The sequence below is a fragment of the Pseudomonas sp. NBRC 111127 genome, assembly GCF_001320345.1.
Taxonomy (GTDB): Bacteria; Pseudomonadota; Gammaproteobacteria; order Pseudomonadales; family Pseudomonadaceae; genus Aquipseudomonas; species Aquipseudomonas juntendi.
In genome coordinates this window covers 1-14,424 of the sequence record NZ_BCBD01000140.1, presented here as the reverse complement: position 1 = coordinate 14,424, position 14,424 = coordinate 1, and the positions used below count along the sequence as shown (strand labels likewise).

Sequence of the window (14,424 nt, the reverse complement as noted above, 5' to 3'; positions counted from 1 at the left end):
ACCTGGTTGTTCGCCAGGCAAGGCATGCGCCCCAGTTTGGGCATGGCGCGTAGCGCGGCGTAGCTTTCCGACTCGCGGGCGGTCAGGGCTTCTTCAACCCATGGCCGCCAGTTGAGGTTGGCCATTGCAACGTGCATTTCCTGGTTGGCTTGGCGCCGCGCCTTGATATACGCATTGAACGAGCGGGCGCCGAACACCAGGTACGGTATAAGGGTGAAATAAGGAATGAAGAACAACGGCATCGCCCAGGCAATCGCGCCTTGGGCCGTGCGCACCGTGAACAACGCGTGCAGTGCGGCTACGATACCCAGTAGATGAATCAGGCCAATTACATAACCAAAGAAATAGGGGCTGTGGTAATCCATATGCATCCTGCTCACCGAGTACTGTTGGCTAACAGAACACGTTCCCGGTGCACCTTGCAACCTGCGGATGGTTTTGGCGTCTAAGGCTCAGCCCGGCCCGCTTGGCCGGCTTTTTTCAGGAGTGTTCACCCATGAAGATTCGTCTGCCACTGTTGGCCCTGGTCCTCGGCATGAGCAGCCCGCTGGTGCATGCCCAGATGCTGCAACCCGGTTTGTGGGAGCTGACCACCAGCAACATGCAGGTCGATGGCAAGCCGTTACCTGACATGGGGTTCATGCTGGGGCAGCTCAAGAACCTGCCGCCGGAGCAGCGCGCGATGATGGAAGGCGTACTGGCCAAACAAGGGGTGACGGTGGCTGGTAATGGCGTGCGTTCCTGCCTGACCGCCGAACAGGTGGCGACCAACGACATCCCGCTGCAGGATCCCAAATCCGGTTGCACGCAGAAAATCACTGACCGTACCGGCAACGTGTGGAAGTTCGAGTTCAGCTGCCCGAAGGCACAGGGCAGTGGCCAGGCGACGTTCCTCAGTGATCGGGAGTTCACCACCCAGGTCAGCGGCACCTTCAACGCGTCGGGTGTTCAGCAGCAAGGCAGTATGAACACCCGTGCGGTGTGGCTGGGCAGTGATTGCGGTACGGTCAAACCGCGCAGTTGAGGTCCCACTGCCACTGGCTGGTGGCAACAGCGTCGTGGGCATGCAGGCTTTCTGCATGTTCCACCCGCAGCCTGAAAGCAGCACTCCACTCCAATTGTCGCAGCGCCTGGTGCAGGCGCCGGGCAGCATCTTCACAGAACATCAGGTTTTGCCCGTTGGCTAAAGCGAAGGCCTGTTCGTCTGCACGCTTGACCGCAGTCTGTACCGCTGTGCCCAAGCTCATTTCGATGCAATCAATCAGCTCGGTAATCGGCAGCTCACGCTGGCTGCTGCGCAGCCGCACCTGAATTTTCGCGCTACTGCGTTGGCTATGTGGGGTAGCGACGATGCCTTCGGCAGTGCCCAGCCAGTTCATTACCGCCGCGGTGTCGACCTGCGATCCGGGGAAGTGCTGTTGGAACTGCTGTTGTATCAGTTGCCTGGCAAGTGCCGCCGAGCATGGACAGGTGGACGAATAGGGCACGCACACGGATAGTTCCACGTGGAACATTTCATTCTCGATGCGTGCATCGATGGTCACGGGATAGCTCTTCCAGCCTGCCAATGGGCTGATCAAGGCTGGTCTTTTAAGCAGGTGATCAAAGCCCAGGCGCAGATAAGCAGCGGAAGACAGCCCTTCGTGGCTGGTCAAAAAATCTGCCAAAAGCTGCCGAATTGCCAATGGCGTAAGGGGCTGGTTCTCCAGGGCCTCCAATGCAAGGTAGAGCCGCGACATGTGGATGCCACGTGAATGGCCGTCTATCAAACTGACGCCTGCGTCGACGGTGGCAGCAGCGGGGCGCCCTTCGAACTGCACGGGCAGGGCTATGCCACACATGCCCACCCAGTTCAGTGGCAAGGCGAACGCATGAGTCTGTGAGGCGATATCGGGGAGCGTGTGCTGGTTCATTGGGGTTTCCACAGAAAAAGGTGTCAGCGGCAGCCGCCGATCATGCTGCAATGCAAATTGAAACGTTGCCCGCTGGAACTGGACACCCGGTTCAACGTGGTCCAGCCTACGCGGCGGCTGTAACCCACCCAGGCTTCGCCGTCACTGGCCAGGCCGGTGAAGAAGGTCAACGAACCGTAACGGCTGTTGGTTTGAGCCCATAGCCGCCGCGTGACCGAGTCGAAACCGCGCAGGTAAAGCTCAGTGCCGTGCGTGCGTACGCTGTAGTAACTCCCTTTGCCGTCCTGGCAGGAGAGCAGCGTGGCGCTGCGGGTACACAACGCCAGTGCAGTGCTCTGCGGCATGGCAACCAGTGAGGTGGGCATGGCGAACAACACCAATGCCATGGCGCGTGACAGTTTCATGTTTTGTCCCTGGTGAGCATTCGTCCGTCGAGAACGACTTGGCGAAATTGTATTGTTACTTTATAACATTGTGCAATGCATCGTTTCGAATGCGCTCGCCTGAAGGGGTTTCGCCATGTCCAATCGTCTTCCCGTTACTGTGCTGTCCGGCTTTCTGGGTGCCGGCAAAAGCACGTTGCTCAACCATGTATTGCGTAACCGTGACAACCTGCGGGTTGCCGTCATCGTCAACGACATGAGCGAAATCAACATCGATGCCAGCGAGGTGCAGCGCAACGTCAGCCTCAACCGAGCAGAAGAAAAGCTCGTCGAGATGAGCAACGGCTGCATCTGCTGCACCCTGCGTGAGGACCTGCTGGAAGAGGTAGCGCGGTTAGCCGCAGAAGGGCGCTTCGACTATCTGCTGATCGAGTCCACGGGTATTTCGGAGCCACTGCCGGTGGCAGAGACTTTCACCTTCCGCGACGAACAAGGCCGCAGCTTGTCCGACATGGCACGGCTGGACACCATGGTCACGGTGGTCGATGGCCTGAACTTCCTGCGCGATTACCAGGCTGCAGACAGCCTGGCCAGCCGTGGCGAAACACTGGGCGAGGACGATGAGCGCTCGATCAGTGACCTGCTGATCGAACAGGTGGAATTCGCCGATGTACTGCTGCTGAGCAAGATCGACCTGATCAGCCAGCATGAGCGCGAAGAGCTCGTGGCCATTTTGCGCAGCCTCAATGCGCGGGCAGAGATCGTGCCGATGGTCATGGGCCAGGTGCCACTGGAGCGCATTCTCGATACGGGCCTGTTCGACTTCGACCAGGCGGCTCAGGCGCCAGGCTGGTTGCAGGAGCTACGCGGCGAGCACGTACCGGAAACCGAAGAGTACGGGATTGCAGCCATGACCTGGCAAGCGCGGCGCCCGCTGCATCCACAACGGTTCTACGACTTTATCCACACGCACTGGACCAACGGCCGCTTGCTCCGTTCCAAAGGGTTCTTCTGGTTGGCCAGCAAGTACCAGGAAGCCGGTAGCTGGTCGCAAGCGGGCGGGATGATGCGCCATGGGCTGGCGGGGCGCTGGTGGCGCTTCGTACCGCGCGACCAGTGGCCTGAGGATGTGGATAACACCAGTGCAATCCTTAAACACTGGACCGCTGAAACCGGCGATTGCCGCCAGGAATTGGTGTTCATTGGGCAGAACATCGACTTTGCCAAGTTATCCACAGCCCTTGACGCGTGCTTGTTGACCGACCAGGAAATGCAGCTTGGGCATATGGGCTGGTTGCGGCTGCCCGATCCGTTCGGACCGTGGCATGCGGAGTCCGCAGCATGAGCCTGGCATTCAGGCCTGTGGATATCTTTCAGGTGTTTGGCGAAACGCCGCAAATATTGGCTGAGGTCCTGCAGGATGGTGTCAACCTGGCCGTGTGGCGGCGGCGGCTGCCGGCGCAGTTGCAGGACTTTGCCGAACTGGTACTCAGCCTTGGCCAGCCTTTGACCGACCAACGGGTAATCGAGGTGCACGAGCAGCACGCGCCGGTCCTGCCGGACCTGCTGCGCGAAGCCGCTGACCTGCATGGCTATGAGTCATTTGTAGCCGATGTGACCTGGCTGGTCGCGGCCTACACCTGCCTGGTGGGTGCGCGCCGTGTGGGTTTACGCCTGCGCGTGCTGGATGGCCCCATGTGTCCGCGCTTCCATGTGGATAACGTGCCATTGCGCTTGCTCACAACCTACGTGGGGCCGGGCAGTGAATGGTTGCCTGAGGCAATCAGCCCCCGGCGGGAGTTACACACAGCACAGCCCCCTGTGGATAAAATTCAAACCCTGCAAGCCGGTGATGTGGCGTTGCTCAAGGGCGAGAAATGGCAAGGCAACGAAGGCGCAGGTCTGGTTCACCGCTCGCCTTCGGGCCAGCAGGGGCGTCTGCTGCTGAGCCTTGACTGGTTGGCCTGACGGCGCATAGTTAGGCTTTGCCACTGTTTGAACCAGGCCATGCTGCAGAACATAGCTACCCACGTGATTGCCGGCCCGCTCGGCGCCGGCAAAACCACCCTGATCCGCCATTTGCTGGCGCAGCGGCCGCCCAATGAGCGCTGGGCGGTGCTGATCAATGAATTCGGCCTGGTTGGCCTGGATGCGGCGTTGCTCAGCCGGGATGAAGACGGTGTTGCCATTGGTGAAGTGGCCGGTGGTTGTCTGTGCTGCGTGAACGGTATGCCGTTTCAGGTCGGGCTAGGGCGTCTATTGCGCAAATCACGCCCTGACCGTTTGTTCATCGAGCCTTCAGGTTTGGGTCACCCGTTGCAATTGCAGGCACAGCTGCAGGCAGCGCCATGGGCTGGAGTGCTGACAATTCAGCCACTTGTCATGGTTTTGGATGCTCAAGCGATGGTTCGCAACCAGCGGCTTTCCGATGCGCAACAGCAGGCGTTAAGCGCCTGCGAATGTGTGATTCTGAATAAATCAGAGGCTGTGGATGAATCAGCTAAATTGTTGATAAGTAATAAATTTAGCGACAGGAGAGTGCTGTGGGCGGTGCAGGGTGAAGTAGCGTTTCGTGGCCTACCCCAGGCACCTTCACAGATTGTTGACAGCCCGCTTTCCACCGTCAGGATTGTCGACAATCTGGAAATAACCACAGGTGCGGTCTGGGCCGACCCCACCCAGCCGGTCTGCCTGGCCCAGCAAGGTGAGGGTGGTTGGAGTATCGGCTGGCGCTGGCACCCCAGCCAGCAGTTTTATCCACAGCGGCTAAGCACGTTCTTGCAGAATTTGCCCTGGCGGCGCGCCAAGGGGGTTATCCACAGCCCCGAGGGGTGGCAGGCTTTCAACGGGCTGGATGGGGGCTTGCCCGCCTGGCAGCCCAGCGAGTGGCGCCGGGACAGCCGCATCGAGCTGATTTTCGATCAGGCGCAATCGCAAGCGGCGCTGCAGGCCGCTTTGCGTGAATGCTGCATCAGCTGATCAGTTACGCCAGCGGTTGTGTTCCTGGCGCCATTGCTGCATCTCGATAACGTTGTCGGTGCGCGGCGGGGTCTTGATCTCGAACGGGTAGGGTGCCAGTTCTATCTGCACGCTGTGCGCACCGAACTGTGTCACGCTACCGGGGTGGCGCTGCTCGCCAGTGACGGTGAACTCGAAGGCATAGATGCGGGCCAGGCGCTTGCGGCCATTGGCATCGCGCACAAAGCCGATGCGCTTGAGCGCCACGGCGTCGTCAAGCAACTCGAGGTCCAGTTTGGCGCAATGCTGTTTGACCCGTTCCAGGGCTTTCTCGCGCAACCCATGGTTGTGCCACAACCAGGCGCCTGCCGTGGCTACCAGCATCAGGACGAAGAGGTTCTCCAGGGTCAACATTTGCTTATGCTCCAAACAGGTAGATCCAGCTTAACTGCGTCCCTGGCCTGTCGTACAGGTGACAATCGAGTTCATACTGCGTCGCGCACCATTCTTTGAAACAGCTTTGGAAAACACCCGCATGAAACGTACTCCGCACCTGCTCGCCATTCAGTCCCATGTGGTGTTCGGCCACGCCGGCAACAGCGCCGCGGTGTTCCCCATGCAGCGGATCGGGGTCAACGTGTGGCCGCTCAATACCGTGCAGTTCTCCAACCACACACAGTATGGCCAGTGGGCGGGCGATGTGCTTGCTCCAGCGCAAATTCCTGCGTTGGTCGAAGGTATTTCCAACATCGGTGAACTGGGGCACTGCGATGCGGTGCTTTCCGGTTACCTGGGCAGTGCCGAACAAGGGCGGGCGATTCTGGCCGGGGTACAGCGGATCAAAGCGGTGAACCCCAAGGCGTTGTACCTCTGTGACCCGGTCATGGGGCACGCCGAGAAGGGTTGCATCGTACCGCCAGAGGTCAGCCAGTTCCTGCTCGACGAAGCGGTGGCCAAGGCCGACATCCTGTGCCCCAACCAGCTGGAGCTGGACAGCTTCTGTGGGCGCCGCGCGCAGTCGCTGGAGGATTGCGTGCACATGGCGCGCAGCTTGCTGCAGCGCGGGCCGCAGGTGGTCGTGGTCAAGCACCTGGCCTACCCCGGGCGGTGCGAGGACCAGTTCGAAATGCTGCTGGTGACGGCCCAGCACTGCTGGCACCTGCGGCGCCCGCTGCTGGCGTTTCCGCGTCAGCCAGTGGGGGTCGGCGACCTGACTTCCGGGCTGTTCCTGGCCAGGGTATTGCTGGGCGACAGCTGGGTGCAGGCATTCGAGTTCACTGCCGCCGCGGTGCATGAAGTGCTGTTGGAAACCCAGGCCTGTGCCAGCTACGAGCTGCAGCTGGTACGGGCCCAGGATCGCATCGCCCACCCGCGTGTGCGCTTCGAAGCGCAGTTGCTGGCTTTTTAGATAGCGTCGGTTTTCAGGTCCTGGTAGCGCTTTTCCAGTTCCTGGCGGATCTGGCGGCGCTGCTGCCCCTGCAGGAAGCGGCGCTTTTCTTCGCTGCTTTGCGGCTGACGCGGCGGTACCGGCACAGGGCGGCGATTGTCGTCCACCGCTACCATGGTGAAGAAGCAGCTGTTGGAGTGGCGCACCGAGCGCTCGCGAATGTTCTCGGTCACCACTTTGATGCCCACTTCCATCGAGGTATTGCCGGCGTAGTTGACGGACGCCAGGAACGTCACCAGCTCGCCCACGTGTACCGGCTCGCGGAAGATCACCTGGTCCACCGACAATGTCACCACATAGCTGCCTGCATAACGGCTGGCGCATGCATAGGCCACTTCGTCGAGGTATTTGAGCAGGGTGCCGCCATGTACGTTGCCAGAAAAGTTGGCCATGTCCGGGGTCATCAGGACGGTCATGCTCAGCTGGGCGTTTCCAGGTTCCATAAGGTGCTCACGGTTAGGTTGCGCTGAATCGGGCGAATGGAGGGGGTGATCTGCTGACACGGTTTTTCCCTCTTGTGAATTTGCCTCGTTGCTACGGGACGTTGCCGGGGGCGTAGCGGTCACGCTGATCATGCCATCAGCGGCGCTTTTCCAGCCGATCTGTTTCTGCATATTGCGCCGGCCTTTTGCAGCCGATCGCGATGTTAACCTGAGTACGCCCATGCACCATGGGCGTTCCTGCATTCAATACAGTATGTACTTGCTGCTCGCTCAGGTTTGCCCCGGCAGAGGAGCGGTTTGCCCAGGCATTCATAAAAGACGAGAAAAGGAGTATCACGCCATGCATGCCATCAGCTTCATCCAGGACCTGGCAGTCATCATGCTGGTTGCTGGCGTGGTCACCATCCTGTTTCACCGCCTCAAACAGCCGGTCGTGCTTGGTTATATTGTCGCCGGCTTCATCATCGGCCCGCACACCCCGCCATTCGGCCTTATCCACGACGAAGACACCATCAAGACCCTCGCCGAGCTGGGGGTGATCTTCCTGATGTTCTGCCTGGGGCTCGAGTTCAGCCTGCGCAAGTTGTTCAAGGTGGGCGCCACGGCGTTCATCGCGGCGTTCCTCGAAATTGTGCTGATGATCTGGATCGGCTTCGAGATCGGCCGCTGGTTTGGCTGGACCACCATGGACTCGCTGTTCCTGGGTGCCATCCTGGCCATTTCCTCGACCACCATCATCGTCAAGGCGCTCAACGACCTGAAGATGAAGAACGAGCGCTTTGCCCAGCTGATCTTTGGCGTGCTCATCGTCGAGGACATTCTTGGCATTGGCATCATTGCCCTGCTCTCAGGTATCGCCGTCAGCGGCACGGTCAGCTCGGGGGAGGTATTCTCCACTGTCGGCAAGCTGTCGTTGTTCATGATCGTTGCCTTGGTCATCGGTATCCTGCTGGTGCCGCGCCTGCTGGCCTACGTGGCCCGGTTCGAGAGCAACGAGATGTTGCTGATTACCGTGCTGGGGCTGTGCTTCGGCTTCTGCCTGCTGGTCGTCAAGTTGGAATACAGCATGGTCCTGGGCGCCTTCCTGATTGGCGCGATCATGGCCGAGTCACGCCAGTTGTTGAAGATCGAGCGCCTGATCGAACCCGTACGCGACCTGTTCAGCGCCATTTTCTTCGTCGCCATCGGCTTGATGATCGACCCGCAGGTGCTGGTCGAATACGCTTGGCCGATTGTGGTCATTACCCTGGCGGTGGTATTGGGCAAGATGTTGTCCTGCGGCATGGGCGCGTTCATTGCCGGTAACGATGGGCGTACCTCGCTGCGCGTGGGCATGGGGCTTTCGCAGATTGGCGAATTCTCCTTCATCATTGCCGCGCTGGGCATGACCCTGCAGGTAACCAGCGACTTCCTGTACCCCGTGGCGGTCGCCGTGTCGGCTATCACCACCCTGCTTACGCCCTACCTGATCCGCGCAGCCGACCCGCTTTCGCAAAAACTGGGCAATGTCGTGCCCGGGCGCCTGGCGCGGGTGCTGTCGTTGTATGGCGAGTGGTTGCGCAACATTCAACCGCAGGGCGAGGGTGCCATGCTCGCGGCAATGATCCGGCGCATCCTCCTGCAGGTTGGGGTGAACCTGGCGCTGGTGATCGCGATCTTCTTCAGCGGCGGCTATTTTGCCGGGCGCATCGGTAACTGGCTCAGCGAATGGGTCAGCGACATCAGCCAGCAGAAGGCGATGATCTGGGGCGCGGCGTTGTTGCTGTCGCTGCCGTTCCTGATCGCGGCCTACCGCAAGCTCAAGGCGCTGTCGATGCTGCTGGCCGAGATGGGCGTGAAGCCGGAAATGGCCGGGCGGCACACCCAGCGGGTGCGGCGGGTGATTGCCGAAGTGATTCCGCTGCTGTCGTTACTGGTGATTTTCCTGCTGCTGTCGGCATTGTCTGCGAGCATCTTGCCGACCAACGAATTGCTGTTGGTGATTGCCGTGGTCGCTGCTGTGGTGGTGGCCTTGCTGTGGCGCTGGCTCATTCGCGTGCATACGCGCATGCAGATCGCCTTGCTGGAAACGCTGGAGAACAGCCGCGAGAACTCGCACTGAGTGCCACCCGGCCGCAGCCACAGCGGCGCCTACCGGTTCACCGCACGCTTGGCCGTTGTGGGTACCTGTAGGCGCCGCTGCACCTGAATCGGTGGGGAAGATCAGCTTTCCAGCCACACATCCCGCGCCCAGTGCCATACCGATTCCCAGCTGTCCTCACCGACCAGCTCTTCCTCGGCATCCCACAACACCACGGTGCCATCTTCCTCGACGCAGTAGTAGTTGTCGCCGTCCTGGCACAACGGGATCAGCTCACGCGGTACGCCGGCATCCCAGGCGTTGGCCGCCACATCGGGCAGGTAGGTGTGCGACTGTGGATCGGTGCAAGTTACCGGCTCCAGTGAGCCGTACACCACATCGCTCACAGTCAGCAAAAACTCTTTGAACACGTATGGAATGTTGATGAACAGCTGCTCTTCGATCTCCACCAGCTGATCCTCATCGGGAAGCTCCAAAGGTACCGGCACCGGCTCGTTGGCTTCACGGAGTTGTTCGATCACTTCTTCCACGGTTCACTTCCTCTGACCTAGATGACAACTTTGCGCGTTATACCCTAGTAGGCCACTCTGACAAAAGCAAAAACCCCGGGGCAAGCCCGGGGTTCTTGGTACGGCGCGCAGCGGTTAGCTGTTTTGACGGATACCGGCTACCAGCCAAGGCTGGTTCTCACCTGGGGCCCGCACCATGTGCCAGCTTTCGCTGAACAGTTCGCCCTGGTCGAAGCGCGAGTTTTTCGACACGCCGCGGAAGGTCAGGGTGGCGTCGGTGCGGTCTGGGCGGTCATCGACGCCGTCCAGTTGCACTTCGAGGTTATCGATGTAGGTGGACTGGAAGCCATCACCCAACTCGGCGCGCTCACGCTTGAGGAACTCAAGCATCTGCGGCGTGACGAACTCGGCGATCTTGTCCATCTCGTTGGCATCCCAGTGCTGCTGCAGCGACTGGAAGTGGTTGCGAGCGGCAGCCAGGAAGCTCTGCTCGTTGAACCAGGCAGGTGCGTTGATCACCGGGGCGGCGGCAGGCGCGGCCGAACCACCGAACACCGACGGCTGGGCAGGCTGGCCGTGGGCTTCACGCTGCATCGGCGCGTGGCCTGGCATGGCCATTTGCGGTTGTTGCTGGCGACGACGCGCGGCAATGAAGCGGAACACCAGGAAGGCGATGAGCGCCACGATCAGGAAGTCCATGATCTGGAAGCCCTCGAAACCGTCGCCCATGAACATGGACGCCAGCAGGCCGCCGGCGGCCAGGCCAGCGAGTGGGCCCAACCAGCGCGAAGCACCGCTGGCGGCCGGGGCGGCACGACCAGGTGCGGTCGGCGCGGCGGCTGGCGCGGTTGGTGTGGCCTGGCGGGTCTGGTGAATAGGCGCGGAGCCCGAGCTCTTGCCGCCGCCGAAACGCTTGGCGTTGGCGTCCAGGCTCAGCGTCAGGCCGACGCAAAGCGCCAGTGCGATGCTAAGAAAACGTTGCATAATTGGGATATCCCCTGTTGTGGATTGCACGCGCGTCATGGTGCACAGGTTCCCAGGCACATGACCAGCGACATAATGTTTCCAGCTTTTGCCTGAATGTTACAACGCCGGCACCACCGCCCTTGAGCGCGCCCCCAAAAAGGCAGCCGCTGCAAGGAACGGTACTGGCACAGGCGTCAGATCGCCTCGAGTTTGGCATACCCCAGCATCAGCCATTTGCTGCCTTCGGCAAAATTCACCTGCACCCGTGCCTGGGCGCCGGAGCCCTCGAAGTTGAGGATCACACCTTCGCCAAACACCGCGTGCTGCACCCGCTGGCCGAGGTTGAAGGCGGTTTGCGGGATGTTGGCATTGTCGAACAGGTGGCTGTTGGTGGCTGTCTTGGGGGCGCCGAACGGGCGGCTGACGCTGTTGGAAAGGCGTACTTCCTGAACTAGCCCCGGTGGAATTTCGCGAACGAAGCGCGACACCTTGTTATAGGTTTCGCTGCCATACAGGCGGCGTGTCTCGGCATATGTCATGACCAGTTGGCGCATCGCACGGGTGATGCCGACATAGGCCAGGCGACGTTCCTCTTCCAGGCGGCCAGGTTCCTCGAGGCTCATCTTGTGCGGGAACAGCCCTTCTTCCATGCCGACCAGGAATACGTAGGGGAACTCCAGGCCCTTGGCGCTGTGCAAGGTCATCAGTTGGATGCTGTCCTCATGTTCGTCCGCCTGGCTGTCGCCGGCTTCCAGCGAAGCATGGCCGAGGAAAGCCGAGAGCGGAGAGAGGTCGGCATCTTCTTCGGTGGATTCGAAGTTGCGCGCTGCGCTGACCAGTTCCTCAAGGTTTTCTACCCGTGCCTGGCCCTTTTCACCCTTTTCTTCCTGGTGATAGGTAATCAGCCCGGACTGCTCGATGGTGGTCTGGGTCATGGTATGCAGCGGCATGTCCGCAACCTTGGCAGCCAGCCCTTCGATCAGTTCGATGAAGGCCCCCAATGCACTGGCGGCGCGGCCTTTCAACGCCTTGGCGGCGATCAGCTGGCACATGGCCCCCCACATGGAAAGCTGGCTGTGGCGAGCGTGCTCGCGGATGGCTTCGACGGTTTTTTCGCCAATGCCGCGTGGGGGTACGTTGATTACCCGCTCCAGTGCGGCATCGTTGCCACGCCCTTCGATCAAGCGCAGGTAGGCCATGGCGTTCTTGATTTCGGCGCGCTCGAAGAAGCGTTGGCCGCCATAGATGCGGTACGGCACGCGTTCGCGCAACAAGGCTTCTTCCAGCACCCGTGACTGGGCGTTGGAGCGGTACAGGATGGCAATGTCGTTGCGCGCGTTACCCTGCTTGATCAGGCCTTCGATGGTTTCCACCACGTAGCGCGCTTCGTCGTGCTCGTTGTAGGCCGCGTACAGGGTCAGGGGTTCGCCTTCACCCAGGTCGGTCCACAGCTCTTTACCCAAACGCCCGCTGTTGTTGGCAATCAGCGCGTTGGCAGCCTTGAGGATGCCGCCGGTGGAGCGGTAGTTCTGCTCCAGGCGGATCATTTCGGCGTCGGGGAAGTCGGCGGTGTACTGGTGGATGTTCTCGATCTTGGCGCCGCGCCAGCCGTAGATCGACTGGTCGTCATCGCCCACCGCCATCAGGCTGGCGCCACCGCGCGCCAACAGGCGCAGCCAGGCGTACTGCACGGCGTTGGTGTCCTGGAACTCGTCGACCAGCACGTGCTGGAAGCGCCGCTGGTAATGCTCCAGCAGGCCCGGGTGGTCACGCCACAGGTCCAGTGCGCGCAACAGCAGCTCGGAAAAATCGATGACCCCGGCGCGTTCGCAGGCCTGCTCGTAGGCGGTATACACCTCGCGCATGGTGGCCAGGAACAGATCGCCACCGGCCTGAATGTGTTGCGGGCGCAACCCCTCGTCCTTCTGGCCGTTGATGAACCACTGGGCCTGGCGGGCCGGCCACTTCTGTTCATCCAGGCCCAGCTCGCGCATTACCCGCTTGATGAGGCGCTGTTGGTCGTCGCTGTCGAGGATCTGGAAGTTCTGCACCAGCCGCGCTTCCTGCCAGTGTGCCCGCAGCAGGCGATGGGCCAGGCCGTGGAAGGTGCCGACCCACATGCCAGCTGGGTTGATGCCCAGCAATTGCTCGATCCGCTGGCGCATTTCCGCGGCGGCCTTGTTGGTGAACGTCACCGACAGGATCGAGTGCGGCGAGGCCTGCTCTACCTGGATCAGCCAGGCGATACGGTGCACCAACACGCGGGTTTTACCGGAACCGGCGCCGGCAAGCACCAGTTGACGCCCGAGCGCGGCCGCTACGGCCTGGCGTTGGGCATCGTTGAGGGAGTTCAGCAGGAGGGAGAGGTCGTCTGTGTGCATCCGGCCATTCTAGGGCGCGGCAGGGAAGGGGTAAATGGTACTGTATAAATACTCACCTGCCCAAGCGCCGAACGGTGCATGCGCAAGGCCGCCGCGCCGGGCGTGCAAGCCGACGTGGCGGTTGTCAGCGAAATCAAGCGGTGATCAGGATTTCGTCGATCTCGGCAAGCAGCGTGCCTTCGTGGAATATTTCCACGCTGGCGATGGCTTCAGTGCCGGTTGGCATCTCGAAATGCACCTCCTTTTCACACAACACCTGGATGAAGCTGCCGCCTTCCGATTTCAATTCCAGGTCCAGGGCCAGGGTACCCGGTTGCCCGTCGCGCTTGACCAGCACGGGGTCGACGCCAGGGTTGGCGACGGTGACGGTACCTGCAACCCGCACACGCGCCCCTGGGGGCATTCTGTCATGTTGGGCTTTCCAGTTCTTGCTGTTGATCATGTCTGCAGCTCCATTAGTGCGAAGGGCGAAATGCGCCTTCCGACCAGAGCGTGCAACAAGCCCCAGCCCAGCCACAGCATGAAACTTTTCAGCTATGCCAGACCCTGCCATGGCGTGCCAGCAGGCTGGTAGCCTGCTCTGGCCCGTTGCTGCCAGCCGCATACGGGCGTGGGGCCTGGAAGTGTTCTTCACAGCCCTTGATCACGGGGTCGATCCAGGCCCAGGCGGCTTCTACTTCATCACGGCGCATGAACAGCGTGGAGTCGCCCTCCAACACATCCAGTAACAGGCGTTCGTAAGCCTCCCAGCGGCGCGTCTGGCTGAAAACCTGGGCCAGGTTCAGGTCGAGGTCGACCGGCTCAAGGCGCATGCCCTTGCCAGGGCTTTTGGTCATCATGCGCAGGCTGATGCGTTCCTCTGGTTGCAACTGGATCAGCAGCTGGTTCACCTGGCCACCGTTGAACAGCTCATGGGGCACCGGCTTGAACTGAATGACGATTTGCGACGAGCGCCGTGCCATGCGCTTGCCCGTGCGCAGGTAAAACGGCACCCCAGCCCAGCGCCAGTTGTCGATGTGTGCCTCGATGGCGATGAACGTTTCGGTGTCGCTGTCATTGTCGACGTCTTTTTCGAAGTAATAGGCCGGCACTTCCTGGCCGCCGATGCGCCCCGGGCCGTATTGGCCACGGACCGTCTTGTCCTGCACGTCCTGGCCAGTGATCGGCTTGAGCGCGCGCAGTATTTTCACTTTTTCATCGCGTACCGCTTCGGCCTCGAACTGCGCGGGTGGCTCCATCGCCACCAGGCACAGCAACTGCAGCAAGTGATTTTGCAGCATGTCGCGGATCGCGCCAGCCTTGTCGTAATAGCCGCCCCGGTTCTCTATACCCAGGGTTTCGCAC

General features: G+C 60.9%; 16 protein-coding genes and 1 pseudogene. 6 read left to right on the top strand and 11 right to left on the bottom strand.

What is annotated here, in order from left to right; translation table 11 throughout:
• The coding region (locus APH30_RS21175; RefSeq protein ID WP_177333769.1) for a PLDc N-terminal domain-containing protein at positions 1-365 on the bottom strand (365 nt) is incomplete at its 3' end.
• Between the two features lie 131 nt (positions 366-496).
• On the opposite strand from APH30_RS21175, the gene APH30_RS21170 reads away from it, so the two are divergent.
• Positions 497-1,024 (top strand): DUF3617 domain-containing protein, encoded by a 528-nt coding sequence (locus APH30_RS21170; protein ID WP_009683544.1) that lies wholly within the window; start codon positions 497-499, stop codon positions 1,022-1,024.
• Here APH30_RS21170 and folE2 read toward each other — a convergent pair.
• Together folE2 and APH30_RS21160 are read right to left on the bottom strand one after the other, a co-directional pair.
• Positions 1,008-1,913, bottom strand: coding sequence for a GTP cyclohydrolase FolE2 (gene folE2 / locus APH30_RS21165; protein WP_054913671.1), 906 nt, complete (start codon positions 1,911-1,913; stop codon positions 1,008-1,010). The genes APH30_RS21170 and folE2 overlap by 17 nt on opposite strands.
• A gap of 23 nt (positions 1,914-1,936) precedes the next feature.
• Entirely contained in the window at positions 1,937-2,317 is a 381-nt protein-coding gene (locus tag APH30_RS21160; protein ID WP_054913670.1) for a hypothetical protein, read from the bottom strand.
• 115 nt (positions 2,318-2,432) lie between these two features.
• Between APH30_RS21160 and zigA the strand changes: the two genes are divergently transcribed.
• From zigA to APH30_RS21145, 3 genes are read left to right on the top strand one after another with little or no spacing between them, the layout of a single operon-like run.
• Positions 2,433-3,641: a zinc metallochaperone GTPase ZigA gene (gene zigA, locus APH30_RS21155; protein WP_054913669.1), complete on the top strand. Its 1,209-nt coding sequence runs from the start codon at positions 2,433-2,435 to the stop codon at positions 3,639-3,641.
• Positions 3,638-4,264, top strand: coding sequence for a DUF1826 domain-containing protein (locus tag APH30_RS21150; RefSeq protein WP_054913668.1), 627 nt, complete (start codon positions 3,638-3,640; stop codon positions 4,262-4,264). Before zigA ends, APH30_RS21150 begins: the two co-directional genes overlap by 4 nt.
• A 39-nt stretch (positions 4,265-4,303) precedes the next feature.
• A complete protein-coding gene (locus tag APH30_RS21145; RefSeq protein ID WP_054913667.1) occupies positions 4,304-5,275 on the top strand; it encodes a GTP-binding protein in 972 nt (323 codons plus the stop codon).
• Here the strand turns inward: APH30_RS21145 and APH30_RS21140 are convergent, their stop codons facing one another.
• The gene (locus tag APH30_RS21140; RefSeq protein WP_009683538.1) at positions 5,276-5,668 is read right to left on the bottom strand and encodes a DUF3301 domain-containing protein; all 393 of its coding nucleotides are present in this window, start codon (positions 5,666-5,668) and stop codon (positions 5,276-5,278) included. It abuts the gene before it with no gap.
• 121 nt (positions 5,669-5,789) lie between these two features.
• Between APH30_RS21140 and pdxY the strand changes: the two genes are divergently transcribed.
• Positions 5,790-6,662 carry a pyridoxal kinase PdxY gene (pdxY, locus tag APH30_RS21135; protein WP_009683537.1) on the top strand — a complete coding sequence of 291 codons (873 nt, stop codon included), beginning with the start codon at positions 5,790-5,792 and terminating at the stop codon, positions 6,660-6,662.
• Here pdxY and APH30_RS21130 read toward each other — a convergent pair.
• Positions 6,659-7,144, bottom strand: coding sequence for an acyl-CoA thioesterase (locus tag APH30_RS21130; protein WP_054913666.1), 486 nt, complete (start codon positions 7,142-7,144; stop codon positions 6,659-6,661). The genes pdxY and APH30_RS21130 overlap by 4 nt on opposite strands.
• Positions 7,145-7,280: 136 nt before the next feature.
• Complete coding sequence (locus tag APH30_RS28870) at positions 7,281-7,490, bottom strand: hypothetical protein (protein ID WP_156326582.1); 210 nt, start codon at positions 7,488-7,490, stop codon at positions 7,281-7,283.
• On the opposite strand from APH30_RS28870, the gene APH30_RS21125 reads away from it, so the two are divergent.
• Positions 7,485-9,245, top strand: coding sequence for a cation:proton antiporter (locus APH30_RS21125; protein ID WP_054913665.1), 1,761 nt, complete (start codon positions 7,485-7,487; stop codon positions 9,243-9,245). The genes APH30_RS28870 and APH30_RS21125 overlap by 6 nt on opposite strands.
• Positions 9,246-9,346: 101 nt before the next feature.
• Here the strand turns inward: APH30_RS21125 and APH30_RS21120 are convergent, their stop codons facing one another.
• The 5 genes and pseudogenes from APH30_RS21120 to APH30_RS21100 all read right to left on the bottom strand — a co-directional run.
• On the bottom strand, positions 9,347-9,754 hold the full coding sequence (locus tag APH30_RS21120; protein WP_054913664.1) for an SMI1/KNR4 family protein: 408 nt from the start codon (positions 9,752-9,754) through the stop codon (positions 9,347-9,349).
• 114 nt (positions 9,755-9,868) lie between these two features.
• On the bottom strand, positions 9,869-10,717 hold the full coding sequence (locus APH30_RS21115; RefSeq protein ID WP_054904314.1) for a Tim44 domain-containing protein: 849 nt from the start codon (positions 10,715-10,717) through the stop codon (positions 9,869-9,871).
• Positions 10,718-10,893: 176 nt separating this feature from the next.
• The gene (gene uvrD / locus APH30_RS21110) at positions 10,894-13,080 is read right to left on the bottom strand and encodes a DNA helicase II (protein WP_009683531.1); all 2,187 of its coding nucleotides are present in this window, start codon (positions 13,078-13,080) and stop codon (positions 10,894-10,896) included.
• Between the two features lie 133 nt (positions 13,081-13,213).
• A complete protein-coding gene (locus APH30_RS21105; RefSeq protein WP_054913663.1) occupies positions 13,214-13,522 on the bottom strand; it encodes a hypothetical protein in 309 nt (102 codons plus the stop codon).
• Positions 13,523-13,610: 88 nt separating this feature from the next.
• Positions 13,611-14,424, bottom strand: a pseudogene (locus APH30_RS21100) (glucose-6-phosphate dehydrogenase); the annotation flags it as partial.

Coding starts and splice junctions, on each gene's coding strand:
- uvrD (WP_009683531.1), bottom strand. CDS start 13,080: ATGCACACAGACGACCTCTCCCTCCTGCTGAACTCCCTCAACGATGCC.
- APH30_RS28870 (WP_156326582.1), bottom strand. CDS start 7,490: ATGCATGGCGTGATACTCCTTTTCTCGTCTTTTATGAATGCCTGGGCA.
- APH30_RS21140 (WP_009683538.1), bottom strand. CDS start 5,668: ATGTTGACCCTGGAGAACCTCTTCGTCCTGATGCTGGTAGCCACGGCA.
- APH30_RS21160 (WP_054913670.1), bottom strand. CDS start 2,317: ATGAAACTGTCACGCGCCATGGCATTGGTGTTGTTCGCCATGCCCACC.
- zigA (WP_054913669.1), top strand. CDS start 2,433: ATGTCCAATCGTCTTCCCGTTACTGTGCTGTCCGGCTTTCTGGGTGCC.
- APH30_RS21115 (WP_054904314.1), bottom strand. CDS start 10,717: ATGCAACGTTTTCTTAGCATCGCACTGGCGCTTTGCGTCGGCCTGACG.
- APH30_RS21145 (WP_054913667.1), top strand. CDS start 4,304: ATGCTGCAGAACATAGCTACCCACGTGATTGCCGGCCCGCTCGGCGCC.
- APH30_RS21105 (WP_054913663.1), bottom strand. CDS start 13,522: ATGATCAACAGCAAGAACTGGAAAGCCCAACATGACAGAATGCCCCCA.
- APH30_RS21170 (WP_009683544.1), top strand. CDS start 497: ATGAAGATTCGTCTGCCACTGTTGGCCCTGGTCCTCGGCATGAGCAGC.
- folE2 (WP_054913671.1), bottom strand. CDS start 1,913: ATGAACCAGCACACGCTCCCCGATATCGCCTCACAGACTCATGCGTTC.
- APH30_RS21130 (WP_054913666.1), bottom strand. CDS start 7,144: ATGGAACCTGGAAACGCCCAGCTGAGCATGACCGTCCTGATGACCCCG.
- pdxY (WP_009683537.1), top strand. CDS start 5,790: ATGAAACGTACTCCGCACCTGCTCGCCATTCAGTCCCATGTGGTGTTC.
- APH30_RS21125 (WP_054913665.1), top strand. CDS start 7,485: ATGCATGCCATCAGCTTCATCCAGGACCTGGCAGTCATCATGCTGGTT.
- APH30_RS21150 (WP_054913668.1), top strand. CDS start 3,638: ATGAGCCTGGCATTCAGGCCTGTGGATATCTTTCAGGTGTTTGGCGAA.